The organism is Paenibacillus algicola, assembly GCF_005577435.1.
Taxonomy (GTDB): Bacteria; Bacillota; Bacilli; order Paenibacillales; family Paenibacillaceae; genus Paenibacillus_AQ; species Paenibacillus_AQ algicola.
In genome coordinates this window covers 1,142,594-1,169,007 of sequence record NZ_CP040396.1, presented here as the reverse complement: position 1 = coordinate 1,169,007, position 26,414 = coordinate 1,142,594, and the positions used below count along the sequence as shown (strand labels likewise).

General features: G+C 53.1%; 22 protein-coding genes. 2 read left to right on the top strand and 20 right to left on the bottom strand.

Annotated elements, in window-relative coordinates; all coding sequences use genetic code 11:
* Nucleotides 1-303 precede the first annotated feature (303 nt).
* The 8 genes from htpG to E6C60_RS05125 form a co-directional block, all read right to left on the bottom strand.
* A complete protein-coding gene (gene htpG / locus E6C60_RS05160; RefSeq protein WP_138224835.1) occupies nucleotides 304-2,184 on the bottom strand; it encodes a molecular chaperone HtpG in 1,881 nt (626 codons plus the stop codon).
* 251 nt (nucleotides 2,185-2,435) lie between these two features.
* Complete coding sequence (locus E6C60_RS05155) at nucleotides 2,436-3,170, bottom strand: nucleoside phosphorylase (RefSeq protein ID WP_138224834.1); 735 nt, start codon at nucleotides 3,168-3,170, stop codon at nucleotides 2,436-2,438.
* A 1-nt stretch (nucleotide 3,171) separates the two neighbouring features.
* The gene (locus E6C60_RS05150) at nucleotides 3,172-3,846 is read right to left on the bottom strand and encodes a sulfite oxidase-like oxidoreductase (protein WP_138224833.1); all 675 of its coding nucleotides are present in this window, start codon (nucleotides 3,844-3,846) and stop codon (nucleotides 3,172-3,174) included.
* A 67-nt stretch (nucleotides 3,847-3,913) separates the two neighbouring features.
* Nucleotides 3,914-4,837 carry an ABC transporter permease gene (locus E6C60_RS05145; RefSeq protein ID WP_138224832.1) on the bottom strand — a complete coding sequence of 308 codons (924 nt, stop codon included), beginning with the start codon at nucleotides 4,835-4,837 and terminating at the stop codon, nucleotides 3,914-3,916.
* On the bottom strand, nucleotides 4,821-5,888 hold the full coding sequence (locus tag E6C60_RS05140) for an ABC transporter permease (protein ID WP_138224831.1): 1,068 nt from the start codon (nucleotides 5,886-5,888) through the stop codon (nucleotides 4,821-4,823). The genes E6C60_RS05145 and E6C60_RS05140 overlap by 17 nt, the downstream gene beginning before the upstream one ends.
* Entirely contained in the window at nucleotides 5,885-7,381 is a 1,497-nt protein-coding gene (locus tag E6C60_RS05135; protein WP_138224830.1) for an ABC transporter ATP-binding protein, read from the bottom strand. The genes E6C60_RS05140 and E6C60_RS05135 overlap by 4 nt, the downstream gene beginning before the upstream one ends.
* 75 nt (nucleotides 7,382-7,456) lie before the next feature.
* On the bottom strand, nucleotides 7,457-8,488 hold the full coding sequence (locus tag E6C60_RS05130) for a BMP family protein (protein WP_138224829.1): 1,032 nt from the start codon (nucleotides 8,486-8,488) through the stop codon (nucleotides 7,457-7,459).
* 346 nt (nucleotides 8,489-8,834) lie between these two features.
* On the bottom strand, nucleotides 8,835-11,966 hold the full coding sequence (locus E6C60_RS05125; protein ID WP_233281151.1) for a beta-galactosidase, LacZ type: 3,132 nt from the start codon (nucleotides 11,964-11,966) through the stop codon (nucleotides 8,835-8,837).
* A 117-nt stretch (nucleotides 11,967-12,083) separates the two neighbouring features.
* Here E6C60_RS05125 and E6C60_RS05120 point away from each other — a divergent pair, with 117 nt between their 5' ends.
* Nucleotides 12,084-12,914, top strand: a complete 831-nt coding sequence (locus E6C60_RS05120) for an AraC family transcriptional regulator (protein ID WP_138224828.1) — start codon at nucleotides 12,084-12,086, stop codon at nucleotides 12,912-12,914.
* A 57-nt stretch (nucleotides 12,915-12,971) separates the two neighbouring features.
* On the opposite strand, the gene E6C60_RS05115 is transcribed toward E6C60_RS05120, so the two are convergent.
* The 4 genes from E6C60_RS05115 to E6C60_RS05100 all read right to left on the bottom strand — a co-directional run bounded on the left by E6C60_RS05115 (nucleotide 12,972) and on the right by E6C60_RS05100 (nucleotide 18,777).
* A complete protein-coding gene (locus tag E6C60_RS05115) occupies nucleotides 12,972-14,093 on the bottom strand; it encodes a C40 family peptidase (RefSeq protein ID WP_175415208.1) in 1,122 nt (373 codons plus the stop codon).
* A gap of 1,117 nt (nucleotides 14,094-15,210) precedes the next feature.
* Nucleotides 15,211-16,062, bottom strand: a complete 852-nt coding sequence (locus E6C60_RS05110) for an NAD-dependent epimerase/dehydratase family protein (RefSeq protein WP_138224826.1) — start codon at nucleotides 16,060-16,062, stop codon at nucleotides 15,211-15,213.
* 744 nt (nucleotides 16,063-16,806) lie between these two features.
* Nucleotides 16,807-17,655: a sugar phosphate isomerase/epimerase family protein gene (locus E6C60_RS05105; RefSeq protein WP_138224825.1), complete on the bottom strand. Its 849-nt coding sequence runs from the start codon at nucleotides 17,653-17,655 to the stop codon at nucleotides 16,807-16,809.
* 45 nt (nucleotides 17,656-17,700) lie between these two features.
* Nucleotides 17,701-18,777 carry a Gfo/Idh/MocA family protein gene (locus tag E6C60_RS05100; protein ID WP_138224824.1) on the bottom strand — a complete coding sequence of 359 codons (1,077 nt, stop codon included), beginning with the start codon at nucleotides 18,775-18,777 and terminating at the stop codon, nucleotides 17,701-17,703.
* A 118-nt stretch (nucleotides 18,778-18,895) separates the two neighbouring features.
* On the opposite strand from E6C60_RS05100, the gene E6C60_RS05095 reads away from it, so the two are divergent.
* Nucleotides 18,896-19,771, top strand: a complete 876-nt coding sequence (locus E6C60_RS05095; protein WP_138224823.1) for an AraC family transcriptional regulator — start codon at nucleotides 18,896-18,898, stop codon at nucleotides 19,769-19,771.
* Nucleotides 19,772-19,784: 13 nt separating this feature from the next.
* Here the strand turns inward: E6C60_RS05095 and E6C60_RS05090 are convergent, their stop codons facing one another.
* From E6C60_RS05090 to E6C60_RS05055, 8 genes are all read right to left on the bottom strand, one after another.
* Nucleotides 19,785-20,981: a GTP-binding protein gene (locus E6C60_RS05090; RefSeq protein WP_138224822.1), complete on the bottom strand. Its 1,197-nt coding sequence runs from the start codon at nucleotides 20,979-20,981 to the stop codon at nucleotides 19,785-19,787.
* 31 nt (nucleotides 20,982-21,012) lie between these two features.
* Entirely contained in the window at nucleotides 21,013-22,131 is a 1,119-nt protein-coding gene (locus tag E6C60_RS05085) for a nucleoside recognition domain-containing protein (RefSeq protein WP_138224821.1), read from the bottom strand.
* Entirely contained in the window at nucleotides 22,125-23,252 is a 1,128-nt protein-coding gene (locus E6C60_RS05080; RefSeq protein ID WP_138224820.1) for an NAD(P)/FAD-dependent oxidoreductase, read from the bottom strand. The genes E6C60_RS05085 and E6C60_RS05080 overlap by 7 nt, the downstream gene beginning before the upstream one ends.
* Nucleotides 23,253-23,429: 177 nt before the next feature.
* The gene (locus E6C60_RS05075; protein WP_138224819.1) at nucleotides 23,430-23,762 is read right to left on the bottom strand and encodes a DUF3024 domain-containing protein; all 333 of its coding nucleotides are present in this window, start codon (nucleotides 23,760-23,762) and stop codon (nucleotides 23,430-23,432) included.
* 18 nt (nucleotides 23,763-23,780) lie between these two features.
* Nucleotides 23,781-24,050, bottom strand: coding sequence for a 30S ribosomal protein S14 (gene rpsN / locus E6C60_RS05070; RefSeq protein WP_138224818.1), 270 nt, complete (start codon nucleotides 24,048-24,050; stop codon nucleotides 23,781-23,783).
* Nucleotides 24,051-24,218: 168 nt separating this feature from the next.
* Nucleotides 24,219-24,521 carry a hypothetical protein gene (locus E6C60_RS05065; protein WP_325053182.1) on the bottom strand — a complete coding sequence of 101 codons (303 nt, stop codon included), beginning with the start codon at nucleotides 24,519-24,521 and terminating at the stop codon, nucleotides 24,219-24,221.
* A gap of 160 nt (nucleotides 24,522-24,681) precedes the next feature.
* Entirely contained in the window at nucleotides 24,682-25,743 is a 1,062-nt protein-coding gene (locus E6C60_RS05060; RefSeq protein WP_138224817.1) for a Gfo/Idh/MocA family protein, read from the bottom strand.
* Nucleotides 25,733-26,404 carry a class II aldolase/adducin family protein gene (locus E6C60_RS05055; protein ID WP_138224816.1) on the bottom strand — a complete coding sequence of 224 codons (672 nt, stop codon included), beginning with the start codon at nucleotides 26,402-26,404 and terminating at the stop codon, nucleotides 25,733-25,735. Before E6C60_RS05055 ends, E6C60_RS05060 begins: the two co-directional genes overlap by 11 nt.
* Nucleotides 26,405-26,414: the final 10 nt, after the last annotated feature.

Genomic DNA, 26,414 nt, shown 5'->3' with positions numbered 1-26,414 from the left:
TACACAGGAACTATAACATATGCTAAATAAGTTGTTAAATGTCACATTTCATTTTAAAAACCGTACTTTACACTACCAATGATGGGGTCTTTTTTAAGAGAAAACGTCAATTAGACAATCTTTTTGTCGAACTATAGAACATTGAATTCAAATGTCCTAGACAGAAAACAGTTAAATCTACCTATATAAAATCTCACAAAAAAATACACTTCGTAAAAAAGTATAAGATGATCACTTAAAAGTGAATCATATACTTTCTTAGAAGTGTATTGGCTATCTATCCTGCTAATATTTGTACCTAAATCACACCATCATTTTGCAAATATCATTCGTGAACTCAACCGGGTCTGACACCTGCAGACCTTCGATCAGCAGCGCCTGGTTGTACAGCAGGTTGGTGTACAGGGCCAGCTTCTCCTGGTCGTTTTGCTGTGCGTTTTTCAGGGATTGGAATACATTATGGTTAATGTTGATCTCAAGCACCTTATCCGCCTGAATGCCTTGGTTATTCGGCATTTGATTCAGGATCTTCTCCATCTCGATGGACAGATCACCTTCGGTGGACAGGCAGACCGGATGGGATCTCAGGCGTTTGGAAGCTTTAACGCTCTTCACTTTACCGCTCAAGATGCCGCTCATTGCCTCGAACAGCTCCTTGTTATCGTTCTCGGCAGCCTCTTCGGCCTTCTCCTCCGCCTCGGAATCGATACCCAGGTCACCGCTGGATACGGATCTGAATTCCTTCTCCTTGTAGCTCATGAGCATTTTGATCGCGAACTCATCCACATCGTCTGTGAAATAGAGGATTTCATAGCCCTTGTCCGCTACCAGCTCTGTTTGCGGGAGCTTCTCGATCCGGTCGATGGACTCACCGGCTGCATAGTAGATGTACTTCTGGTCTTCCGGCATGCGGGACACATACTCATCCAGCGTCACCAGCTTCTTCTCTTTGGAGGAATGGAACAGCAGCAGATCCTGCAGCACGTCCTTATGCTGGCCGTAGTCATTGTATACGCCGAATTTCAGCTGTCTGCCAAAGGCGGAGTAGAACTTCTCGTAATTCTCCCTTTCTTCCTTCAGCAGGCTCAGCAGCGCGCTCTTGACCTTGCTCTTGATGTTCTTGGCAATCAGAGTCAGCTGGCGGTCATGCTGCAGCATTTCCCGAGAAATATTAAGGGACAGGTCTTCGGAATCTACCATCCCCTTCACGAAGCTGAAATAATCCGGAAGGAGATCGCCGCATTTGTCCATGATGAGGACGCCGTTGGAGTAGAGCTCCAGGCCTTTTTCATATTCCTTGGTGTAGTAGTCAAACGGTGTGTTCTCCGGAATAAACAAGATTGCATTGTATACGACCGCACCGTCTGCCTTAACATGGATATGCTTGAGCGGCTTATCAAAGCCGTAACGCTTCTCGGCGTAGAAATTGGCATAATCCTCATCCGTCAGCTCGTCCTTGTTCTTGCGCCAGATCGGAACCATGCTGTTCACAACCTGCTCTTCGCGGTACTCCTCGAACTCGCCCTCGGCATCCTCCTTCGGACGCTGACCGGTAATTTCCATCTTGATCGGATAACGGATAAAATCAGAATACTTCTTGATGATCGCCTTCAGACGGTACTCTTCAAGAAATTCATCATAGCTGTCCTCTTCTGTATTCTCCTTGATCTTCAAGACGATCTCAGTGCCGACCGTGTCCTTCTCAGCAACTTCCACGGTGTAACCTTCTGCACCGCTGGATTCCCAGCGATAAGCTTCCGCCGAGCCCAATGCCTTCGTGGTTACCGTAACATGGTCCGCGACCATGAATGCGGAGTAGAACCCCACCCCGAACTGGCCGATGATGTTATGGCCATCCTTCGCTTCATTCTCGCTCTTGAAGGCGAGAGAGCCGCTCTTGGCAATCGTACCCAGATTGTTCTCCAGCTCTTCTTGGGTCATACCGATGCCTGTGTCAGTAATAGTCAGCGTACGTTGATCCTTGTCTGCCTTGACCTGAACGTAGTAATCCTCTTTATTAAATACGAGCTGATCATCAGTCAGCGCTTTATAGTAGATCTTGTCGATCGCGTCGCTGGCGTTCGAGATCAGCTCCCGGAGGAAAATCTCGCGCTGGGTGTAGATGGAGTTAATCATCATTTCCAGCAAGCGTTTGGATTCTGCCTTGAATTCTTTCTGAGCCATGGATGAGTCTCCTTTCATAAACCGAAAATGTTCAAATTTTAGCACTCCATGCTCTCGAGTGCCAACACTTCTTTTATTTAACAATACCTGATTTTTGATGTCAATACGTTCCCGTCACTTAATTTGTAATGGCAAAAATATGAAGGGCTTCTCTCCATCCATAAAAAAACAGCCTCCCTCCAAAAAGGGAGACCGTCATCTCGTTCGTTAGCTATGATTGCCTCATGGGGTCCGCCTGACTGACTGTTGCCTCAGTCATCGGCCTTGGCCAGCTTGGCCACGGCATCCAGTGCAGCCTGTATTTCGCGTTCCACGGCCCGTGCCACCGTGTCGGTATGCGGGTCATATTCTGCCGCCAGGTCGCTGTCAGCATAGCCGTCCATCGCGACAATGGCGCCCGCCCGCGCTCCGCGCAGCGACGCAATAACGTATAGCGCAGCAATCTCCATCTCCACGCCCAGCGCACCGGCCGCCTTGTACTTGGCATGCGGCACCTCTTCGACACCGTTGAAGAACACATCCAGCGTGACGGTGATGCCTTTGCGGACGGCGCCGCCCTTCAATGCCAGCGCACTCTCCTCCAGCGCTTGGGTCACTGCACTGTCAGCGACAGCCGGGAAGCCTTCCGGCACCAGCTGGCGAGTCAGTCCGTCCGTGCGGATAGCCGCTGTACTGACGACCAGGCTGCCGGCCGGAAGCTCGGCATGATAGGAGCCGGCTGTTCCAACACGGATCAGTGTCTTCACGCCGGAGCGGATCAGCTCCTCGAAGCATACTGCCGCTCCCGGTGAGCCGACGCCGTGGCTCGTTACGGCCAGCCTGACTCCTTGATATGTACCCGTAAAGGTCCGGTATTCACGGCTGAACGCAAGCTCGCGGACGTCCTGCAGGAAGCCGGCAATTCGCTCGGCTCGCTGCGGATCACCGCACACAATGCCATACTCCGGCATGTCTTCGGATTGAACCTGTAAAATCGGCATCAGCATCTCAGTCATACTCCTTATGGGTCCACTCATCCTCTGGAATCGGCAGGGCTTCTCCGCTGAACCGCTCTTCCTTGAACGGGTCCGCTTCGTTATGGAAGCCATTCTTTTCCCAGAAGCCGGGACGGTCCTCTGTCATAAATTCGATGCCGCGCAGCCATTTCGCACTTTTCCAGAAGTAGCGGTGCGGCACAAGAGTGCGCAGCGGCCAGCCGTGCTTCTTCGTCAGCGGCTCTCCGTTAAATTTTAAGGCAAGCAGCACGTCATCGCGCAGCAAATCCTCCAGCGGCACGTTAGTATCATAATCAGGGTCCGCATGGAACATGACATACTTGGCCTCCGGCTTAACCTTCAGCAGCTGGAGAAAATCCCGGAATAAGATGCCCTCCCATACCGTATCCAGCTTGGACCAGCGGGTCACACAGTGAATATCGCAGTTCACCGTAACGGTCGGCAGCGCCAGCAGCTCTTCATAGCTGAAGGTCCGCTTCTCTTCCACCTCGCCAAATACATTCAGGCTCCACTGTGACATCTCATACTCAGGCACTTCACCCTCATGCAGAATCGGAAATTTCTCCGTCAGCGCTTGTCCGGGCGGCAGCTTCGCACGCTGTTCCTCGCTCAGGCTGCCGAGCGGCAGGGGCTTCATTTTCTTGAGGCGCTCAGCCTTGTTGTGCATGCTTGTCTTCTCCTTTCGGGGACAAAATGTCGTGTCCTTGGTATTGTATCATATCCCGTCCCGATGTTTACCGCGAGCTGGTGCCCTGCTTCTGGGCATCCTTCAGAAAACTCTTGTCTTTGAAAAAGAACATGGCAGCAATGGTGACGAGATACGGCAGCATCTGTGTAAAATGGGTCGGCAGCGCAAGGCCCTGAAAGCGGATGCTCAGGGCTTCCATAAAGCCGAAGAGCAGGCTGGCCGCCGTCACGCCCAGCGGACCGGACTGTCCCAGCATCGTTGCAACCAGCGCGATAAAGCCGCGGCCATCGGTCATGCCCTCCGTGAACATGGTCAGCTGGCCCAAGGAGAGCTGTGCACCGGCTAGCGCACACAGCACCCCGCTCGCAAGAACGGCCCCGTACTGGTAACGCCGCACCCGGATTCCAAGACTGGATGCCGCCAGCGGATTCTCTCCTGACGCCAGAAACCGGAAGCCGTTCTTCGTGCGGTAGAAGTAGAACCACATCAGCCCGGCCACGAGGAACGCGAGGTACACGAGCGGCGTGTGCCCGGAAAGAATCGGCCCCAGCCCGGGGACGCTCTCCAGTACGGGAATATCCCATTTTGGAAGACCGACCATTTCCTTATCATAGAAGGCACCCTTAACGTCAAAAATCGCCCGTAAACTGAATGTAGTCAGACCCGCTGCCAGCGCGTTCATCGCGATCCCGACAACAATGACATTCGCCTTCAGGTGGATGGACAGATAGGCGAACAGCAGTGAGAAGAGGAGCACGACCAGCACGGCAAAAAGAATCGCCAGGAGCACATTGCCGAAGAAATAGTTGCCGGCAATCGCCGCGAAGGCACCGAGCAGCATGAACCCCTCCAGCCCGACATTAAACAGACCGACACGCGCACATAGTGCGCCCCCCAGCGCCGCCAGCAGTATAGGAGCCAGAACACGGAGGGCCGTATTCAGCAGTGCGAGATCAAACAGCTGTTCCATGTGACTTGCTCCCCCTTTTGCGCTTCCAGAAATCATACGTAAACTGTGCAGAAATGAACAAGATCAGGGCAGCCTGAATAATCGCTCCAACCTCCAGCGGCACCTCGGTGTTACGCTCGACACCCATGGCACCGGTCTGCAGCGCGGCCAGGAATACGGCTGCCAGCAGTGTGCCTAACGGATTAGAGCGGGCGAGCAAAGCCGCCATGATGCCGGTCCAGGCATAATCCGCTGAAGTCAGCGCGCCGTCGATGTAACGGTATTGCGAGCCCAGCACTTCAACCGCGCCTCCTAGTCCTGCCAGGCCGCCGCTAAAGAACATGGCACCCAGCATCATCGTCCCGCGGTTAATGCCGCCGTACAGTGCAAACAGCGGGTTGCCGCCCAGCATCCGCACCTCATACCCTACTCTTGTGCGTTTTAGCAGCACATAAATGACTACAGCGAGCAAGGCTGCGAACAGAAAACCGATGTGCAGCGGCATGCCCCGGAACAGCTTGGGCAGCCATACGCTGCTGTCGAGCATGGCGGACTGAGCCATCGCCGCAGAACCGGACGTATCACGAAGCGGATAACTCACCAGGTATCCCGCAAACAGATCGGCAATATAGTTCAGCAGCAGCGTGGAAATGAGCAGGTTCACCGCAAAGCGTGCATCGAAATAGCCGGCCATCACCGACCATAGCCCTCCTGCCAGAATACCGGCAAGGATAGCCGCAATGCAGATTAGCCAGCCCGGTCCCGGCAGATACAATCCGGTCAGCGAGGCGGCAAGCGCGCCGAAGATCATCTGTCCCGGAGCGCCCAGATTAAAGAAGCCTGCACGGAATGCAAATGCAGCCCCCAGCCCGACCAGAATAATCGGTGTTGATCTTGCGAGCGTGCTCGTAACAAAGTAGAAGCTGCCAAAGGCTCCCTTCCACATTTCGGCATATGTCGTCCAGATCTCTCCACCAGCAATCAGAATCGCTGCCGCTCCTACCAGCAGACCGACAAGCACGGCCGCGACCGGCTGCAGAAGTGGAGCGAAAAGTCTTAATCCTTGTTTCATCCTATCGTTCCTCCCGCCATCAAAAGCCCCAGCTTCTCCTCACTCGCTTCCTCTGCCCGAAGCTCCCCGGCAATGCGGCCCTCGAACATGACCAGAATACGGTCCGACAGCTTCATAATTTCGGTCAGCTCGGAGGATACGAGCAGAATGCCGCTCCCCTGCTCGCGGCGTTTCAGCAGCTCGCTGTGAATGGTCTCCATCGCACCGATATCCACGCCGCGTGTAGGCTCTGCAGCAATGAGAAACGGGGTATCCTGCTCCAGCTCCCGGGCCACGATCAGCTTCTGTAAATTCCCCCCCGACAAGTACTGCGTACTCGTGGACAGAGAGCCGGTCTTGATCGAAAACTTGGAAATCCAGCGGGATACCATCTGACGGATGTCCTTCTGTTTCATGAATCCCCTTGTTTGCAGTCTGCGCTGATGTCCCATCAATCCGGTATCCAGCACAGTAGCCTCGCGGTTCGCTCCCCAGACGTACCGGTCCTCAGGAATATGAGCCAGACCCTGATCCCGAATGCTTCGGATCGACTGGCCTGTAATTTCTGAACCATTAAGCATGATGCGGCCCTCGTCTGGCTGCAGCAGGCCGGAAATGACCTGAAGCAGCTCGGACTGTCCGTTGCCGGAAATCCCGGCGATCCCGACAATTTCTCCAGCCCGCACATGGAGATGGACTTGATCCAGCACCGGCTTGCCAGCCTTCTGGCGGAGTGTTACATCTGTCAGGGCCAGAAGCTCTTGTCCCGGTGCTGCCGGGGTCCGGTTCAGCTCCTTAAGCTCACGCCCCACCATCATTCGGGACAGCTGGCTGGCATCGGTTTCTCCCTTCATGGCAGTACCGGTTACCGCACCGTCCCGCAGCACCGTAATGCGGTCCGCCACATCCAGCACCTCATTCAGCTTGTGGCTGATCAGGATGAAGCTTTTGCCCTGCTTCGTGAGCAGCTTGATGGCAGACAGGAGCTCCTGCACCTCGATCGGAGTCAGCACCCCTGTTGGTTCATCGAGAATGATGACCTCCGCTCCCTGATACAGCACCTTCAAAATTTCGACCCGCTGCTGGACACCGGGAGCACTGCTTCCCACCACGGCTTCCGGATCTACCTTCATTCCGTATTGCTGACATAGCTGCTGCACAATGGCGGAAGCCTGCTTCCGGTCAAAGCGCACGCTTTTGCCGGGCTCGCTGCCTATGACAATATTCTCTGCAATCGTAAAGGAAGGAAACAGCATAAAGTGCTGATGCACCATGCCAATCCCCTGCTTCATGGCATCCAGGGGACTGCTGAAGGAGACCTCCTTGCCATCAATCCGGATCGTGCCGGAGGTGGGCTGCTCCATGCCGTATAAAATCCGCATCAGCGTCGTCTTGCCTGCTCCGTTCTCCCCGACGATGGCATGCACCTCGCCCGGCCGGAGGGAAAAATCAATGCCGCGGTTGGCGCTGAAATCGCCGTATTTTTTCGTAATGTGATCCATTTCGAGCAGCATGAACGTGTCTCCTCCCTCGCTTACATGAATGAAAGACCGGCTGCCATCGACAGCCGGTCGGCCTAGCCCTGTATATTATTGCTGCAATGCATTCGTCACGGTGATCTTACCGGAAATGATGTCCTCGGAAATCGTCTTGAGCTGATCGATCACATCTTGTCCGATGAAGTCATTCAGCGGAGTTTCACTTTCGTGAGTCACGTAAGTCAGGCCTACGCCCTTCTCCTTCAAGCCATAATCCTTCACATCATAGGTAAAGCTGCCTTCCACAAAATCCTTCACCGTCTCATACGTCACAGCGTCCACTCCTTTAAGCTGGGACAGGACGACATGCTCCGGGTCCGTACCCGTATTGTCCGTATCTTGTCCGGAGGTGTAGAAGCCCTTCTCCTTCGCGGCTTCAAACACTCCCAAATCGCCGACTGCCGACATGGCCGCGATGAAGTCCGCGCCCTTGGAATGCTGCAGCAATGCAAACTCCTTCGCTTTCGCCGGATCGGTAAAGCTGCCGACATAGTTAACGAAGATTTCTACATCCGGGCGAACCGACTTCGCGCCTTCTTCAAAGCCCTTGATGTACTTGTGCATGATCGGAATATCGGCCGCTACCACATTGCCTACCTTGCCAGTTTGTGTCGCAAGGCCTGCAGCGGCGCCCAGCAGGTAAGCCGCCTCATGCTCCCGGAACACTGCGCTCCGTACATTCGGCAGGTCAACGACGGTATCTACAATCGCAAATGGAACGTCTCCGTTCTCCGGTGCGATCTTCTTGAGTGCATCCTCCATCTGGAACGTCGAGGTAATAATCAGGTCATACTGCTCGGCAACCGCTGTGCGCAGGTTACTTTCAATCGAAGCCGGGTCTGTAGATTCGATCGTCTTCACTTCCACGCCGAAATCCTCACCAGCCTTCTTCAAGCCTTCATCCATCAAAGCAAAGAACGGGTTCACACCAATCTCTTCCGGAAGCACGAGCGCGATCCGCTTCTTCTCTCCGGCATTGCCGGTATCTCCAGCTGCTGTCTGCTCCGCAGGTTTATCTCCGCAGCCTGCCAGCAAGCCAAATGTCAGTACCAGGGTTAGAATCATAGACCAGGATTTTCTCATTGCGTGTGTTAAGCCTCCTAATTGATTGCTCTTTCTTCTATCTATCATCCTATTGGATTGTGAGGAAGTTGTCAAAGCTAAATTTAGTTTTTAGAGCTTTAAAGGGTCTATTTATGTTGTAATATGTCGATAATAGGAACAATGAATGAACGTTATGGTCATTTTATAGCCTTATTGTTCGGTTTTTGATTCAATAGCTGAGTATCAATTTAATGGACAATTAATGGAAACGGGATACAAAAATAAGCAGGACGCCAGGATCAATCCCCTGAACGTCCTGCTCTTCCTGATTGTCTCCGCGAGTGTGATCGGGAGCTATAGCTTGTCGGGGTCCACGGGCCTTGGCTTACACCAAGCCCCGAAGCGTAAAGCTCACGCTATAGCTGCGGTTGGCATGCAGCACATGCTCGGGATGCGGGCGGGCGCCCCAGCTGTCATCTCCGCCGACGCCCATCTGCTTGCCCATGATGCGGACCACGGTCTTGCTGGATTGCGGCAGCTTATAGGCATGGTCGCTGCCTTCAACCTCCAGCGGCGTATACGGCAGTGCGCTGAATTCAAACTTGGGAGATCCGGTAATTTCAAGGCCTGCACCCTCCTGGCTGCGCACTACAGCCCGCCGCACCTCCGTCTTATTGCCGCACTCCTGCGGCCTTAAATACGGAACCCACTGCTCGCTGACCTTGCCGGAATAAAGAGCCAGCTTGGCGCCGGTATTCCGGTCGGAGTAGTTCTCAAACGGTCCCTTGCCGTACCATTCCAGCTCATTAAAGGAGCCGTCCAGCTCCAGCATGAGTCCAACCTCCGGAATTTCTGGCAGTCCGGCTCCCGGCGTCAGGTGCAGGGAGACGTCGATCCTGCCATCCTGCACCTCATACTGGATGATGCAGGAGGATTCCGGCACAGTAGGCAGGCTATACTGCACCCGAACGCGGACGCAACGCTCCCCTTCCTCGTAGGTGAGCTTCTGCAAGGTGCGCTCCTGACTGGCCGTGCGCCAGATGGAGCTGCGCTCCTCCAGCTTGTTCCCCCGGTCATTATCGATCAGCGCGCGCCAGAAATTCGGGACAGGCGCCTTCGTCAGCAGCTCCTGACCGCCGATTGCGTAAGACACCAGCTCGCCGGTTGCCAGGTCAAAGCGTACCGCATACCCTTCGCCATGAACCGTTAAAGCTCCATTTTCCATAGACGTCTTCAGGGCTCCTTCCGGAGTCAGACGGGTGATGACCGGAGCCGCTGCTGTAACCGGCATGATAAACTGCTCAAAGGCCACTTCATGGCCGGCGGGAGCCCACGGCGTATCTTTTTTCAGCAGAAGAGCAGCGGTCAGAACCGCCTCTCCCTGATCCCCCCAAGCGGCCGCGGCCTCCACGGCTTCCTTCAGCTCGATGGAGACGGCTGTACCCGGGGCGGCGGAAAGAGTCGTTGTGCCTTCTTTTTTCACGATGCCGTCAATAGCCAGCGTCCACTTGAAATCATAAGCCGCCAGATCTGTAAACAGGTTCCGGTTGCTCACCGTAATTACACCGTTCTTAAGATCCTCTGCGTTGAAGCGGACATTCTGGTAGCACTTCTTAACCTCGTACAGCTTCGGCGATACCGTCCGGTCTGCAAAAATCAACCCGTTCCCGCAAAACGTTCCGTCATGAGGCGATTCTCCAAAGTCACCGCCGTAGGCGAGGTACGTCTCTCCTTCTTGGTTTGTTGTCTGAATGCCCTGATCGATCCAGTCCCAAATGAATCCGCCCTGCAGCACGGGATAGCGGTCGAACAGCTCCCAGTACGTGCTCAGGCCCCCGCAGGAGTTCCCCATCGCATGGCTGTACTCACACAAAATGAACGGCTTCGGCGGTTGATTCGCAGCATATTCCTCAATGACCCGCACATGGGAATACATATGGCTCTCGATATCTGAAGCCGCCTCGCTGGGACGATAGTGGAACACACCCTCATAATGCACTACGCGGGATGGATCCTCCTGCTTGAAATAGTCGTACATATGCAGGAAGTTGTCGCCCCCGAAGGACTCATTGCCAAGCGACCAAATCAGAATAGACGGGTGATTCTTGTCGCGCTCGAACATCGACCGGCTGCGATCCAGCACGTTGTCCCGCCACTCCGGGCGGCTGCCCGGCAGGGTATCGAGAAGCTCTTTTTGCTTGTAATACCACGAGCCGTGGGTTTCGAGATTGACCTCGTCGATCACGTACAGACCATATTCATCGCAAAGATCATACCAGTCCGGATGGTTTGGATAATGGGAGGTCCGCACAGCATTGATATTGTACGCCTTCATCAGCTTGATATCCGCCAGCATCTCCTCGTAGCCGATGGCCCGGCCCTTAGTAGAAGAGAACTCGTGGCGGTTGACACCCTTGAACTCCACGACCTGACCGTTCAGCTTCATCAGGTTGCCTTCAATCTCGAAGCGGCGGAAGCCCGTGCGGCTGCTCACATATTGAAGCGTCTCTCCTGCAGCATCCTGTAAGTGGATGACCAGCGTGTACAGCGCGGGAGATTCCGCGCTCCAGAGCTCTGGTGACGCTACCTCTGCCTCATACTGAAGCTGCTGCACGCTCCAAGCTCCGCCGATGGCCTTCAGGATTCCAGGCTCCTGCCAGATCGGCTGATCTTTGGCATCATACAGCTGCACACTTGCAGTAATTCCCTCCTGCACGCCTTCATCGTAATTGTGAAGCAGAAGCTTCACCTGGAGATGGCCATGCTGATAAGCATCATCCAATTCGGCTTCTACACGAAAATCGTAGATGTGCACATTCGGTGCCGTATACAGAAATACCTCTCGAAAAATACCGCTCATCCGCCAGAAATCCTGATCCTCCAGCCAGCTGGCATCACACCAGCGGTACACCTCGACAGCCAGCTTGTTCTCCCCCTCCACGATGTAAGGAGTCAAGTCAAAATCCGACGGCGTAAACGTATCCTCACTGTACCCGACCCGCTCTCCGTTCAGCCAAATATAAAAGGCCGATTCGACTCCCTGAAAGCTGATAAATACCGGCTGATTCTTCCAAGCCTCTGGCACAGTGAACGTGGTGACGTAGGAGCCGACCGGATTGTACAAGGTTGGAGCGAACGGAGCCTTCAGCTCCTCCTGCTCGATCCAGGGATATCGGACATTCGTATACTGCGGGTAATCGTAGCCCTGCAGCTGCCAGTGCGACGGCACCGGAATCTCCTTCCAAGTACTGCAGTCATAATCCAGAGACTCAAAGCCCTGCACGCGGCTCTCCGGGTTCTTCGCCCAAGAGAACTTCCAATTGCCGTTTAGCGAAAAGCGGCTGGATGATTCATTACGCTTCTGCAAAGCCTGCTCCAGCGAATCGTACGCGGTAAAGGCCGTATGCGCTTCCAAGCGCCCGACCTGAAAAATTTCAGGATTGTTGTTCCACTCCGGATACCCGTTCTCGGGCGGGGTATAATTCAGCTTGTGCTTGGTTGCACCAGATTTGCTCACATTACTCCACTCCCTGCTATAATATCATTATATTCAGATTATAAAGCAGATCAGGAATGCAGTTCTATTTAACAATTTTCAATACACTTTAAAAATATGAAAGTATGAGGGAAGGTTATGAACGTGGATTTCATCTTCTACGCTCTGGTGACGGAGCGCGACAGGCATTTGCCCCTGTACTTGACCAGCTCTGGACAATGGACGCACCAGGACCCGGTCCGGCGTCCCGAGGGCTTCGCCTCCTATCAGTGGCTGCTGCCCCTCACCGGGGAAGGCCGTCTGTACGTGAACGGCCATTCCTACGCCGTGAAGCCGGGACAGGCGATCTGCCTGTTTCCCGATGAGCCTCACCGCTATGAGGCCACACAAGAGCCGTGGGGAATGCAGTTTATTTCTTTTGAAGGGACGCTGTGCGGGCCGCTGCTGGAGCAAGCCGGCGTTCACCATTCCGGGGTGTATCTCGTCAGTGATTTTGCCGGACTCAGCCGGGGGCTGTCCCCCATTGTACGCGCTGCCGATCAGGAGCCTTTTGAAGCTGCCGCAGCGTCGAAGCAGCTCTACGCCTTCCTGCTGGATCTGCCGAAGCAGCTATCGACGAGCCGCCACCAGATCCACCTGCATGCCGAACGGCTGCAGCCCGTGCTGTCGTACATCAGAGAGCATTGCCACCAGCCCCTGAGTATTCAGCAGCTGGCGGACCAAGCTCAGGTGACTCCCCAGTATTTATGCTCGCTGTTCAAGACCGCCATGGACCTTCGGCCCATGGAATATGTAAACCGGGAGCGGATCAACCGCAGCAAGCAGCTGATCTTCCAGCAGCCCGGCCTTAGAATTCAGGACATTGCGAAACAGTCCGGCTTCGAGCACGCGAGCTATTACTGCACAGTGTTCAAGAAGCTGGAGGGCCTTACGCCCGAGCAATTCAGGCGCTCGCATGGGCTCGGGTAGAGTGTGCGGTGGAGCTATTCAGGCGCTCGCACAGGCTCGGGTAGAGTGCCGGTGGAGCTATTCGCTTACCCGCTTGGCCCACAGAAAGTTTTCTTCCCAGAATGGCAGATTAATGCTGCGGTACTGTACGCCGTCCTTCGGCTCATCCAGGGCGTGGATCATCATGCCATCCCCCATATATATGCCAACATGTCCCGCAATGTTCTGCGACTTGAAGCGGCCAGGCACACGGAAAAAGAGCAGGTCGCCTTTGCGCAGCGATTTGCGGCTTACGGTTTTTCCTACCTTGCTCTGCGAGCGTGCAGTACGCGGGAGCGAAACGCCGTGCTTTTTGAACACATGCTGTGTGTAAGAGGAGCAGTCAAATGCTCTGTCCTCGGGATAGGTTGAGCCGAAAACATACTCCACGCCCAGGTATTTTTTTGCCGTAGTTAGCAGCTTGTCCGCACCGCCGCTTACGGCTTGTGCCTGTAGATTGCCACCGGTGGCATCATCATCCCCGCTTCGGTTCATACGCAGCCCGCCTGCTTCGTCCTCCTGAAAGCGGTATGCGTCATGGCGTGCGGTTTGCTTCATCTCGAGAGTGTTCTCTTCTGTGCTTTCCGTGCTTTCCGCGCTCTCCGAGGTTTTTTCTTCCCCAATTACCTTTGCACGCAGCTGTCCCTCTGCGAACTGCAGCGCCATATCCTGCCCGAACAGCTCTTCCACCACGCCAACAGGCAGACAGAGCTTGCCTTCAATCGTCTCTGGTGCTTCACTCAGGCTCACCGTCTCCCCTTGTCTGAGCGCCTGCGCCTCGCGGGACTTCAGCTCATATTCCGGACCGGTGTCGCCGATGAGGACGGTGCCCCCCTTGGTTCGCATCCGGTACCCCAGAAGCTCTGTCAGCTGCTGCACGTCCACATATTCTTTGCCGGCATGGCGCATCACGGGAACCTGACCATATTCAAACTCCGAGCCTGCACGAGCATGCTGGGAGTCGCTGCCTGGCTGTGGATTGCTGTCTATTCCGAGGTCTCCCATCCGGGAGCTGTTATTGCCTTCGTAGCTGTATGCTTGCGGGCCTCCACCCTCCCGATCCTGGCGGACCTCCTGAGCTGAATCGGTTGCTGTATTGCCGCAGCCTGCCAGCAGGAGAACCCCCGCCGCTGCCACACTCCATCTCTTGATGCTGTTCATGGTCATAGCCTCCACAATGGTTTTCCTTAGAGTCCGCCTGCGAGACGTTCTTTATGCGGCCACAAGTAAAAAAGCCGCCACCTCTGTAGTATGAGGAGGCGGGCTTGTGGCAGCGGTGCTCCGCTATGTGTGCGTTAGCTAGCGTGCCTTCAGTGCGGGCGGAGGCTCTGGTGCTGTTGTTGGGGCGGGCTCTTCGCTTTTTCCCGACTACACGTCCTCTCCGTAGTTCTAACAGTTGCCACAGGTGCTAAAAGTGCTAATTCATGGTTACTTTGAATCTAACGGTTGCCAGACGCGTTATTTCGGTCATTTGGATGCTTTAGAGCGACTACTCCACCTATTAAGCACGTTCACAACCGTTAGAATTAGTTTGCTGCCGATTAGCTAACAATAAGCGCTGTGGCAACCGTTAGAGCGGAAGCCCGCGTGGGATAGGGGTTGTGTTCCAGAGCGGGAGACAGCGTGGAATGCGTAGCGTGTTCGAGAGCGCGAGACAGTATGAGATGCGAGGCGCATCCGAGAGCGCGAGACAGTGTGAGATGCGAGGCGCATCCGAGAGCGCGAACCAGTGTGGGATGCGAAGCATGTTCAAGCTGGGAGCTTGCACGCATTGTGCGATTCGCGATTGTTGGAGCGCGTAACAAGTACAATTCTAACGGTTGCCACAGGTGCTAAAAGTGCTAATTCATGGTTACTTTGAATCTAACGGTTGCCAGACGCGTTATTTCGGTCATTTGGGTGCTTTAGAGCAACTATTCCATCAATTAAGCACGCTCACAACCGTTAGAATTAGTTTGCTGCCGATTAGCTAACAATAAGCGCTGTGGCAACCGTTAGAGCAGGAGCCAATATAGGATACGAGCCGTGTTCGAGAGCGTGAGACAGTATGAGGTACGAGGCGCATCCGAGAACGCGAGCCTGCGTGGGATGCGAAGCGTGTTCGAGAGCGCGAGCCAGCGTGAGATACGAGGCGCATCCGAGACTACGAGCCCGCGTGGGATGCGAGGCGTGTTCGAGCGTGCGAGCCGCGGCAATAAAAAAGGGCAAAGGGCGATAACTCGCCTCTTTGCCCTCACAGGTCCTTACCGCGGAAGGCAGGACTTGGTGCCGCCAAGTCCTACTTCTGCAGCATTTGCTCGCGCCAGAAGTACTTCGGCTGCCAGCCTAAGAGGCGCTTGGCCTTGCGATTGTCCATCAGGGTCTCATAGCCGTCCAGCGTTGTCCGGAAGTCGGTTACCTCGGCATAGCGAGCCTGCATCAGCTCCCGGCTTGGGATATCCATGCTGGTGTCATCCGCGGTTATGTTCAACGCCACCGCTCCCAGCCCATCTATCTCTACGGCCAGACGGCAGGCTTCTGCTGCATCACGGGTGTCGATGTAGCTCCAGAGGATTCGCTCGCGGGCTTCAGGACGATGAATGAACGACGGGAAACGCTCGTACCATTCCGGCGGAATCACATTACCAAGTCGCATGGATACGACCTGCATCCCGGTCCGGCGATGAATCATCTCTGCATTCTGCTCATTCACGACTTTAGACAAGCCATAACTGTCCTGGGGCAGCTGCGGATGCAGCTCATCCATCGGAACATATTGCGGAGCAAATGGATGCACGGCAAAAACGATCCCGTAAGAGGATTCGCTAGACGCAATCACGGCCTTCGTAATACCGAGATTCGCTGCAGCCTCCAAAATATTGTAGGTTGACATCACATTATTGCGGAAGGTTACCTCCGGGGTGCGGATGTTCATCGCAGGCACCGCCGCCAAATGCACAACAGCATCCGCACCGGCCAGCGCGCTATAGGTTTCGCCCAGATCCTCCAAATTCACTAGCAGTGTCCGGCATAACGCCTCCTCCGGCTGTTTTGTATCTACATTTAACACTTCATACCCATGCTCCAAAAAGTGTCGAACGACCCAGCGGCCCAGCATCCCACTGCCTCCGGTAATAACGACTTTAGGCATATTGTTGTCTCCTTTTGTTTTTCCTGGACAGCCTGAAGTGCCAGACCTATACATCTGACACGCAAGACGCCTCGCGGATGTATTGGTGGATAGGTTCGTCATCCCCAGACTACGGCAATCAACTCTATGCCGAGGTGTGGAGAGGACATGTTAACTACTCTATTATAGAGATACTACAGGGAAATAATATAGTTCTTTACATGTGGAGTAAGAATACTTTTAGCGCGAAAGAACTTCATATCAGACGCTTAATTGCTCATATCCCAAAATCAGGCGTCGTACAGGTTATTTCCATCGTCTTGATAGGCTCTAACGTACAGCTCTGTCCGTTAAAACTTCGCTATGTGCGGTACGCGCATTACAATACGCCTAGCTGACCGTTGGGCCGTATGTACAAAATATGACACTGCGTAAACAGCTCGACTTTCACACCGCGCAGAGTTCTCGTCACGACTTCCACACCATACCACGCCGAATTCTCGGCACGATTCACACCACGCGGTGTTCCAGCTCAACTTTCGCACCACGCCGAATTCTCGGCACGATCCTCACCACGCGCAGTTCCCCGCGCGATTGAGGCGGAACAGTCATCGTTACAGCACGGTGCACCCAATGCAAAACACCTTCATGCCTGAAGTCCTGCTGCTTAGCAGGATTCAGCTTGAAGGTGTTTGTCTGTCTATGAAAGCACTGCGCACAGTTCCGGCGCGCGCCGGTGCAAACTTTACCTTATTCCAGTCTCGCTTACTGAAGTCCGGCGGCCCGGTATACGTGCCTGAAACCTTCTGCCGAACGGGAGATCAGCGTATCACTGCTGTCCGGCGGAGACTGCTGACTCAGAATTTCCTGCGCCACGACACCCTTATACCCGATCACATTCAGAGATTGCAAAAAGCCTTGCAGATCAATAACGCCCTCGCCCGGATAGAGACGGTCGTTGTCCAGCACTTCGCTGACAGGCAACGGCTTTGCGTCATTGAGATGCACATGGACGATCTGCTCCGCCTTCAGGCTAAGAATAGCCTCCTTCGTGCCGCCGGTGGTATACCAGTGATACGCGTCAAAAAGCAAGCCCACGTTGCGCCTGTCGATCGCGGCGATCCAATCAAGCGTCTCTTCCATCGTCCAGATGAAGGGGTTCGCCCAGCGGGTACGCAGATGATGCGGGCCTACGAATTCCAGACCCAAAGAGATGCCATAGGCACCGAGCAGCTCTGCGCAAGTGCGGAGGCGCCGGGTGGCCAGCGCCATAAAGTGAGCCGCGTTCTGGTCGGTGGACGGCAGGATATACGTGCAGCATGCTGTACAGCCAAAAGCAGCGGCGGCTTTCGCATCTCGTGCCAGCTCGACCAGTCCCTCGCGGAACGATGCTTCGTCGGCGCGCCACTCGACCGGCAGCCCAATTGAGCCGATTCTTAGCTCATGCTTCCTCAGCGTTTCTTGCGCAGCTTCAAGGCCTCGCCGCTCAGCCCACTCACGAAGCTCTTTGCCACTGACATCTATTGCTTCAAAGCCATGCTTCGCCGCTTTTTCAGCAAATGCTTCGATATCTCCCACATCCCCTATTCCTGCGCGCGACAACCCTTTAATCAATTGCGTCTCCTCCTCTTTTGTTGAACGATGTCTGCCCTTGCCACCCTATACATCCCAATTCAGCTTCACTTCGTTACCCGTGCGGGACGATTCGTACACGGCATCCAGTACAAGATTGTTAGTCAGGCCGGTCAGTGCCGAGCTGATCGGCGTACGGCCAGAGCCGATGCAATCCAGGAAATGCCGGCTAAGCCGCATGCGTTCCCCTTCATCCTGCTCCGGCTTGAGCAGCTCAGAATCGAGCGGGCGATTGAATTTCTCCGTATGCAGCAGTCCCTGTGCACCGCGATAGGTCGCTCCGCCATCACTGCCCATCAGGCGGATAAACGGCGTATTATCCGTGTCCGAATGAACCGCCCAGCTGACCTCCAGCGACAGTGTACTGCCGTCTTCCATCTTAATGAGAGCTGTGGCCAGATCCTCAACGTCATAAATCCCGTTCCAATCCGGAGTCCCCCAGTTGCCGATTCCCTTCCGGTTAGGCCCGAATTCGGCATAGGTCGCTCCATAAACAGACACCGGCTTCGGGTTGCCCATCAGATACAAGGCCAAATCGAGCATATGGACGCCGATATCGATCAAAGGGCCACCCCCGGACTGTTCCATCTGTGTGAACCATGTTCCCCAGCCGGGAATGCCCTTGCGGCGGTACCACCCGGTCTTCGCAGTGTAGATACGCCCCAGTTCTCCCCGCTCCACTTGCTCCTTGATTTGCGAGGCCACGGCCTCAAACCGCATCTGATGAGCGACCATCAGCACCTTATCCGAGGCCAAGCTGGCCTCATAGATTTGCCGGGCATCTGCACCGTTAAGCCCCATCGGCTTCTCCAGCAGCACATGCTTGCCGGCTGCAAGCGCCTGAACAGCGTAAGGCGCGTGAAACTGATTAGGCACGCCAATAATGACCGCATCAATCTCTTCACTTTGAATTAATGCTTCTGCCGAAGTATACACATTCGGGATACTATGCTGTGCTGCAAGCGCTTGCGCCCGCGACTGAACAATGTCCGTGATTCCTTGTATTTTACACAGCTCTGACAGGTTGGCAAACTGCTGGACATGTACACCGCCGATATTGCCGGCCCCGATCACGCCCAGACGGATTTTGCTGCTCAAGCTCATGCTCCTCATCCTCCAATACGGTAAGTTCCTGTGTTTCTCTTAATCATGGTAGAATACATTCAAAGAGAACGCGTACCGTTTTTTTCGGATTATATGCCAGATTTTCGAGGAGATCATCATGACAGGAATTCCGCAATACATTACATCATTTCCTAATATGCATACTGCGCTGCCTGTGCACTTCAGCCTGAATCGGCTGCCCGCCGGCTACCGTGCACATCGGCATGATTTTTTGGAATTCTCCTATGTGGTGGAGGGCCGAGGCTTTGAAACGATTAACGGGGTGCAGCATCCCATGCTGCCAGGAACCTTTACCTTCGTCCTGCCTTATCAGATCCATGAGCTGTTCACGGATCCCGGCAGTGAGCTGGTGCTGTATAACTGCAATTTCGGCATGGACTTTTTGCTGCAGCCCTCTCCGTTTTCTACCGGCAGCGAAGGACTTGGCCGCTTGATTGAAGCCGAGGCTGCTGCGCCTTATTACTTATTTGACGAGCACAGCGCAGCAGAGATCAAACGGATCATGACCGAGATGCATAAGGAGTATCAAGGGAACGACTGGGGGCGCTCCACCCGGCTCGCCATCAAGCTGATGGAAGCGCTCATTCTGTTTCACCGCAGCAGAAGCAAGCACAGCCGCTCCTCCGCTCCAGCGATCCCCAGTCAGACTCGGGCTGCCTGGCACATCATCCATTACCTTCAGCAGCATTATACAAGAGAAGATCTGACACTGACAGAGCTGTCAAAGCAATTCGCCATGAGTGTCTCCCGGATCAGCGAGGTCATTAAGGAAAAGACGGGACAGCATTATTTGGAGCTCTTAAATGATCTTCGCATTCGCCATGCTATCGGCTTGATGGGGTCTACTGAGATGAGCATGACCGAGATCGCGCATGAATCAGGGTACGGGTCGTACAAGACGTTCTCACGTATTTTTCGTGAACGCCAGGGAGTTGTACCTTCAGCCTACCGCAAGATGAAGATGACTTTTTGACGATGAGGGCACTTTAAAATGCTGGCAATGGATCTGCAAGCTCCCGCCAGTTCCCCTCCATCTCCTCTTGTGTCAACAGCGCTGCGTCCAGTGAATCGATGATTGCCTCCTTATCCAGCTCAATGCCGATAAAGACCAGCTTGGTGACCCGATCTCCCCACTCATCATCCCAATCGGGAGATTTCGGATAGTCTGCACCGAAGTAAGCATATCTTTCTTCCTCAGACAGGGAAGCCACCCATAGACCTGCTGGCGTCAGCTGGCGGGATACGCCCGCCTGACTAAACGTGATGGCAGTATTATTTCGTGTCGCCAGCCACACCAGGCCTTTAGAGCGGACAACCGATTTGGGCCACTTCGCCATCCAGTTGAGCAGACGTTCCGGGTGAAACGGAACCTTCCGCGTATAAACGAAGGAAGATATTCCGTATTCCTCGGTCTCCGGTGTATGCTCCTCCTTTAGGAGCTCCTTAATCCAGCCCGCGGATTGGCTAGCCTCATCAAAGTCAAAGAGCCCCGTATTCAAAATCTGTTTAGGATCTATCTGACCATAGCTCGTGGTAATGATTTTCGCGCTGGGCTGGAGTCCTCTCAAGGCATTTTTCAGCTTCTCCAGCTCTTCGGTGCTGACCATATCGCATTTGTTAATGATGAGCACATCGCAAAACTCCACTTGATCTGTCAGCAAATGCACGACATGTCTCGTATCGTCTTCACCCGCTTCCTGATTCCGTTGCTGCAGCGATTCCGGTGAATTGAAATCCTGCCAGAAATGATGGGCATCCACGACAGTCACCATACAGTCAAGGCGTGTCAGCTTGGACAGGTCGATATCCTGCTCTTCGTCCACGTAGGTAAACGTTTGGGCAACCGGAAGCGGCTCGCCAATGCCCGTGGATTCGATGAGTATGTAATCAAAGGAGCCGGCCTTCGCCAGCTTCTCAACCTCCTGCAGCAAGTCATCACGAAGGGTGCAGCAGATGCAGCCGTTAGACATTTCAACCAGCTTCTCTTCCGTCCTGCTGAGTCCGCCTCCGTCGCGAATCAGATCAGCATCAATGTTAACTTCGCTCAGATCGTTGACGATGACCGCTACCTTCAGCCCGTCTCGATTGTTGAGGACGTGATTCAATATGGTTGTTTTGCCTGCACCGAGATATCCGCTTAACACCGTTACCGGAATTCTATCGTCAACCTTTTTGCTATTCATTAACTGCTTCCTCCTTATCCTATTACCTCTTTTACCGCCCTACTATAAGCATTATGCACGTAGCAGATACCAGAGAGGTGAGCATTTGACGGCCTGTAATTACCGCAGCCAAGCGCCATCCCAACTCTTTTCCAATCGTCCAAAGGGTTACCATACAAGCTGTTAAAGTGGAGGCCAGATATACAATGACGAGCAGCTGACCTGCCGAAACACTCGTCAAGATTGCTCCATCGTTTGCATTGAGCAGCAGGATTCCATCTTTACGCAAAATCGAGAACATGATACTTGAGGCCGCTTCGACCGGAATATGGATCACGGCAAACAGCGGCTCCGCGAGCTTGGACAGCTTATCCATTGTACCTGACAGCTGCAGCACTCCTGCTGCCAGGCACATCATTATGAAAATTGGCATAGCTTGCTGCAGGAATTGCTTGATTACAGCCCACACGCGCCGCATCATGGCAGACCACTGAGGAACCTGCAGATCGAAGTGGGTTCTTCGGACCGGATGCAGAGGGACGCCCCCTTTTGGAGCCCATAGCCGAGTATGTATGGCACCTACAATGACCAGCAGCAGAAGGTAAGGAAAGAACAGCCAGGGACGGCCCGCCGAGCCAAAGATCGACAAGGATGCCCCGATTTGATAACTGCATGCCGAGCCAAAAGCAATCAGGGATACACATGATTTACGGGTACATGCGCTGCAGGCGCGACTTTGAAAGACGGCCACCACATTACAACCGAAGCCCGACAACACGGGTATTAAATCCCGCCCGCTGAGGCCTATGATGGACATCCATCTCTCCAGCGAATCGGTGATGGCGTCTTTCAGCCCGCTTTCTTCGGCAGCAGCGAGACTTCCTCCCAGCAAAACTACGACAGGAAAGGCCCAAATAAATGAATATATGCCGAGTGTAACCACGCCATAGTCTCCGGATATGAGCACGTTCAGCCCATAAGGCAGCGCTTCAGACACGGATTTAATCCATGCTATGATTGTTCGATCCATCCAGGGCTGCGACCAGGATGAGAGCAAATAGGCCATATACACTGGTGTGGCGAACAACAGCATAGCGGCAAGAGCGGCAAGCAGTCTGCCCCAGACGTTATGCCGGAACGGGCTTGGCGCACTCTCCAGCGAAATTAACATACACAATCCTCTGCACAGCAGGATAAATCCTCCAGCATCATGTTCTCACGTCGATATTGATTCAAAATAGAAACATCGAGCTCCAACGCCTTCCCGATCGCCTCTGCAATAACGGCATAGCGTTGACGGAACTTATAGATAAAGCATAGCTGCAGATCGTCATGCACAACTGAAGGACCGCTGAGAAACAAACCCGGCGTTATCGTAGACTCGTCATGCCTGGACAGTAAAGGCTGACCGTCTGGTCTTTGATCGAACAGATGACGGATCAAGTCCACACTCCCCTTAAATCCCGTTGCCAATATCGGTGGGTGAGCCGAACGAACAAAATGCTCCTTGCCCTCCTGATCTTCGCAATATATAAGATATCCCCCTTGCTCCATAGGCTCGAGCCAATGCACCTCGTAACCCGGCAGGAGGTCAATCGCATCATCAGGGATTTCATCCAAACGATCCTTCGTGTACGGCGACAGCTCCACACTCGGATCACTGCTTCCTTTTTCCAGCCAGCGGCCGTTACGGTCAATGATCGTCACCTTTTTGCCTAGCCGGCTCAGGTGAATGGCTGCATCCGCGCCGCTCTCATACCCCCCGATAACGACAACCTCATCGCCCTCAATGTCAGACCATTCTGCAACCAAGCTGTTGTGTATCGCATATTCAGAGCCTGGAAATCCATCTGTCTTGGGATACTGAAATTCCCCCGCGGCCCAGATCACGAACCGGCTATGGATAACCTCGCCTGATGTCACCAGCTGAAACCCTCCGTCAGAAAAGGGAGTCAGGGCTTGAATATCTATGCCGGTACGCACCGGAAGTTTTTTGTACTCCGCCAAGGCCTCCAGATATTCGGCGAACTCCTCTCCCGTAGGGTGCTCTGTTCCGAGCGTATAGGCAGGGGAGGTTTGAAGCGCAACTGCGTTTAAATCCAGCATTCCATAAGCGTTGCCTGGGAACGAAGGAGTAATCATTGACATCTCTTTAGGCCACTTGCGAAAGGAAGAGCCAATGTGGTTCCGTTCCAAAATAATGAAGTTTTCCATTTTCATATCCTGCAGCACACAGCCTAGGCCAATTCCTGCAGGTCCAGCCCCGACAATGACACAATCATACCGATTCATAAGTCACCCCTTTATTAGTAATTGTTACGATTAAATGCTATAATGTTGCAGCATGAACAACCCAAGACTTCTCACATCTTGGGCTAATCAGGGACATCGCCTTTCTCGATATTTCTAAATATGAAGTTCTCGAAGCAGCGAGTCCCGCTTCCCGCTTGAGCATCCTTAGATGATTAGTCAAGATATCCAGAACAGCCCTTCGCTGTCCAGTTCAACCTGCTCCAGCTGCTTCTCAAAATCAGGATCGGGCCGGATCGTAGAAACGGGAACAAAGCTCCCGTCCTCCTTACCGGCATATACATGCCAGCCTTCATTGTTCCGGACAAATTGCACAATGTTAGAGCGGACCCATTCTTTCTTTGGCAGGTCAGGCCTTCTTTCACACAAGGTTAAGGTGTTGTTATTCCACTCATATTGCAAGTTGACAGAAGACCGTACATGAACCGGCACTTTCAGGTCAATGTAGCCGTCCAGTATTTTCTCAATCCTTTTGATCGTGAAGTTGTCCATCCCTCATCCCCCGACCTGTTACCAGCTGGATTTCTTAACGCCCGGGATTTGCCCTTTGTAAGCCAGTTCCCGGAACACAATACGTGATACTTTGAATTTGCTCAAATATCCATGCGGTCTGCCTGTCACCTGACAGCGATTGTGAAGCCGTGTAGGAGAAGCATCTCGCGGCAGCTTGCTAAGGCCTTCATAATCCTTGTTCTCCTTCATTTGCTTTCTGATTTCAGCGTAGCGGGCGACAGTCTCTCGTCTTTTCTGCTCTTGAATTACTTTAGATTTCTTAGCCATATATTTCATCTCCTCTTAATCTTAATAGTAATTATTACGATTAATTATAGTGAAATTTGAACAGAATGCAACCCTTGATCTGCAGCTTCATTTTAAATGTGAAGAATCACCACAACAAAAAAAAGACGTTGTCACCCAATATGGGCTTAACGTCTTCTTTAAAGAGCCTTAGGCGGTATGCTCTTTTTGCGCGGTGTTCAGCATTTCATCCCAGTTCTTGAAGTTCGTTTCGCGGGCAATATGGCGCTCGAACAGCTCTTCTGGAATCTGATCCACGTCCTCGTAGGTCGTCACTTCGAACTTGCCCTTCTCATTGAAAGCGGCAAAGCTCTCATGCCGGGTGTGCCGGCGCATAAATGAATCATTAAACAGCTGACTGAGCGGGACCTGAGCGGGATTATCCGCATTCTCCTTCTCGCCCTTTAGATCCTTCAGCAAATCGTCAAATGACATAGGTTGATGTCTTCTCAAATGATCACTCCTTGCAAATTTCATTCCACATGCTCTTCAGTATACCAGTGAATCCGGCGTCTCAACCATAATTTTGGAAAAATAATTTCAAAACAATATACTTTTGATCATAAAACCGGCGGTCTTCTGTAATCGAAGCCGCCGTCGTTATAGTATATTGCTATTGGGAATGATTTATGACTGGGGATGTGGTGACCGGTCGAGGAAGCAAAGATACCGCCTTATTACTGCTGGCTGACTCATAACAAGCGAACACCGTTTCGAAGGTAATCAGGTAATCCTCCCCGGACGTTTCAAATGCACACTTCCCAGCCAAGCCATCAATAAAATGCTGCTGTGTCGCGATCGTGCTTCCACCCTTCCAGCCATTCGCGGGAATAGGATATGTATGCTCCTGCTCTGTACCGCCCCGAGCTGTATAAAACAGCCTTCCATCTTCTTGAAGCCTCAAACTGCCCCCGGTTCCCTCAATCGTCATGCAGCCGTAGGTCAAAGATCGTTCATGTTCTTTATAAGTGGTTCGATTAGCATCGTAAATTACAGTCACACCGTTATCAAAGTGAAATTGTGCAATTGCAAAATCTTCACCTTTAATGACGGGATTAATCGTTCTGGTTCTGCAATACACACTCTCCATCTCACCGAATAAATACCGGAACGTGTCAATGTAATGCACCCCGGTCTCAAACAGCAGAAATTTCTCCATCTTTTTGAAATAAGGCTGCATGGCATACGGATTGCTGCCCCATCCGTCTCCAGGCCGCATGGAAAAGTAAGCTGTGTATACTTCACCCAAAGCTTTAGCATCTATCAGTTTTTTGATCTCGCGATACCAAGCCTGCCAGCGCCAGTTCTCATTGATCATCAAAGGGACCCGGCGCTCTTTACAATACTGTACCAGCTCCCTGCCTTCCTTTAATGTTGTAGATAAGGGCTTCTGACACAGAATCGGCAGACTTGCATCCGCAGCTAATCTGGCATAATAGCTGTGCGAGTCCGGTGGTGTACATATATCTATAAAGTGCGGCTTGACCGAGGCCAGCATGTCATCAAATGAAGAATAGACCTCAATCCCATATTTGTGAGCTATATGCTGTGCTTTCTGGAAATCTTGATCATAGATCCCGACAATGCCGCCGCCGTGTACCGATGCCCAGGCCTCTAACTGAATGTCTGCAAAAAAACCGGCACCTACCATAACTCCTCTGAAGTTATTGTCCATTTCGTTTACCTACTTTTCTATTCATTCTTGGTTTGTAGTTGGCATGGTTTAAAAAATCCTCCACGATCAATGCATCCAGCTCATGTAATGAAAGCTTGGCTTGCAGGGCTGTAACCAACATCCGGCAAGTCATTTCAAGTGTCTGAAGCCGCATCACGGCCTCCTTCACACTGCGGTCGAAGACGATCACACCATGGTTTCGAAGCATGATCACCTCTGCTTCCGCTGCAGCATGCTCTACAGCTTCTCCCAGCTCAAGAGAGCCTGGGTGAACATAATCTACATACGCAATCTTCTCTACATAATACATTGACTCAACAAATAGATTGGATGGAATCGCCAAGCTTGAACAAGCCGCCAAAGTCGACCAGAAGGGTGACGCATGGATGACCGCATGGGCATCGTCCCGAGCTAGATACACCGCCCTATGCATCGGCAGTTCTTTGGAGGGCTTGGAGCTTGATGACCACTCGCCGTCGTGTAAGGACACCTTTACAAAATGATCCTCGTCCAAATGGCCCAGCTCCGTGCCTGAAGCCGTGATCAGCATATCCTCTGACGAAGATCGAGCACTCAAGTTACCAGAGTTCCCCCAAGTTAACTGGTGATCCAGTAGATATCTTCCTGTTTGCACAAGCTCGTTTCTCAGCTGCTTATTCATGTTCCCTTCA

What these genes read in the sequence shown, in the direction of transcription:
- htpG (WP_138224835.1), bottom strand. Translation starts at nt 2,184, where the DNA reads ATGGCTCAGAAAGAATTCAAGGCAGAATCCAAACGCTTGCTGGAAATG.
- E6C60_RS05155 (WP_138224834.1), bottom strand. Translation starts at nt 3,170, where the DNA reads ATGCTGATGCCGATTTTACAGGTTCAATCCGAAGACATGCCGGAGTAT.
- E6C60_RS05150 (WP_138224833.1), bottom strand. Translation starts at nt 3,846, where the DNA reads ATGCACAACAAGGCTGAGCGCCTCAAGAAAATGAAGCCCCTGCCGCTC.
- E6C60_RS05145 (WP_138224832.1), bottom strand. Translation starts at nt 4,837, where the DNA reads ATGGAACAGCTGTTTGATCTCGCACTGCTGAATACGGCCCTCCGTGTT.
- E6C60_RS05140 (WP_138224831.1), bottom strand. Translation starts at nt 5,888, where the DNA reads ATGAAACAAGGATTAAGACTTTTCGCTCCACTTCTGCAGCCGGTCGCG.
- E6C60_RS05135 (WP_138224830.1), bottom strand. Translation starts at nt 7,381, where the DNA reads ATGCTGCTCGAAATGGATCACATTACGAAAAAATACGGCGATTTCAGC.
- E6C60_RS05130 (WP_138224829.1), bottom strand. Translation starts at nt 8,488, where the DNA reads ATGAGAAAATCCTGGTCTATGATTCTAACCCTGGTACTGACATTTGGC.
- E6C60_RS05120 (WP_138224828.1), top strand. Translation starts at nt 12,084, where the DNA reads ATGAACGTGGATTTCATCTTCTACGCTCTGGTGACGGAGCGCGACAGG.
- E6C60_RS05115 (WP_175415208.1), bottom strand. Translation starts at nt 14,093, where the DNA reads ATGAACAGCATCAAGAGATGGAGTGTGGCAGCGGCGGGGGTTCTCCTG.
- E6C60_RS05110 (WP_138224826.1), bottom strand. Translation starts at nt 16,062, where the DNA reads ATGCCTAAAGTCGTTATTACCGGAGGCAGTGGGATGCTGGGCCGCTGG.
- E6C60_RS05100 (WP_138224824.1), bottom strand. Translation starts at nt 18,777, where the DNA reads ATGAGCTTGAGCAGCAAAATCCGTCTGGGCGTGATCGGGGCCGGCAAT.
- E6C60_RS05095 (WP_138224823.1), top strand. Translation starts at nt 18,896, where the DNA reads ATGACAGGAATTCCGCAATACATTACATCATTTCCTAATATGCATACT.
- E6C60_RS05090 (WP_138224822.1), bottom strand. Translation starts at nt 20,981, where the DNA reads ATGAATAGCAAAAAGGTTGACGATAGAATTCCGGTAACGGTGTTAAGC.
- E6C60_RS05085 (WP_138224821.1), bottom strand. Translation starts at nt 22,131, where the DNA reads ATGTTAATTTCGCTGGAGAGTGCGCCAAGCCCGTTCCGGCATAACGTC.
- E6C60_RS05080 (WP_138224820.1), bottom strand. Translation starts at nt 23,252, where the DNA reads ATGAATCGGTATGATTGTGTCATTGTCGGGGCTGGACCTGCAGGAATT.
- E6C60_RS05075 (WP_138224819.1), bottom strand. Translation starts at nt 23,762, where the DNA reads ATGGACAACTTCACGATCAAAAGGATTGAGAAAATACTGGACGGCTAC.
- rpsN (WP_138224818.1), bottom strand. Translation starts at nt 24,050, where the DNA reads ATGGCTAAGAAATCTAAAGTAATTCAAGAGCAGAAAAGACGAGAGACT.
- E6C60_RS05060 (WP_138224817.1), bottom strand. Translation starts at nt 25,743, where the DNA reads ATGGACAATAACTTCAGAGGAGTTATGGTAGGTGCCGGTTTTTTTGCA.
- E6C60_RS05055 (WP_138224816.1), bottom strand. Translation starts at nt 26,404, where the DNA reads ATGAATAAGCAGCTGAGAAACGAGCTTGTGCAAACAGGAAGATATCTA.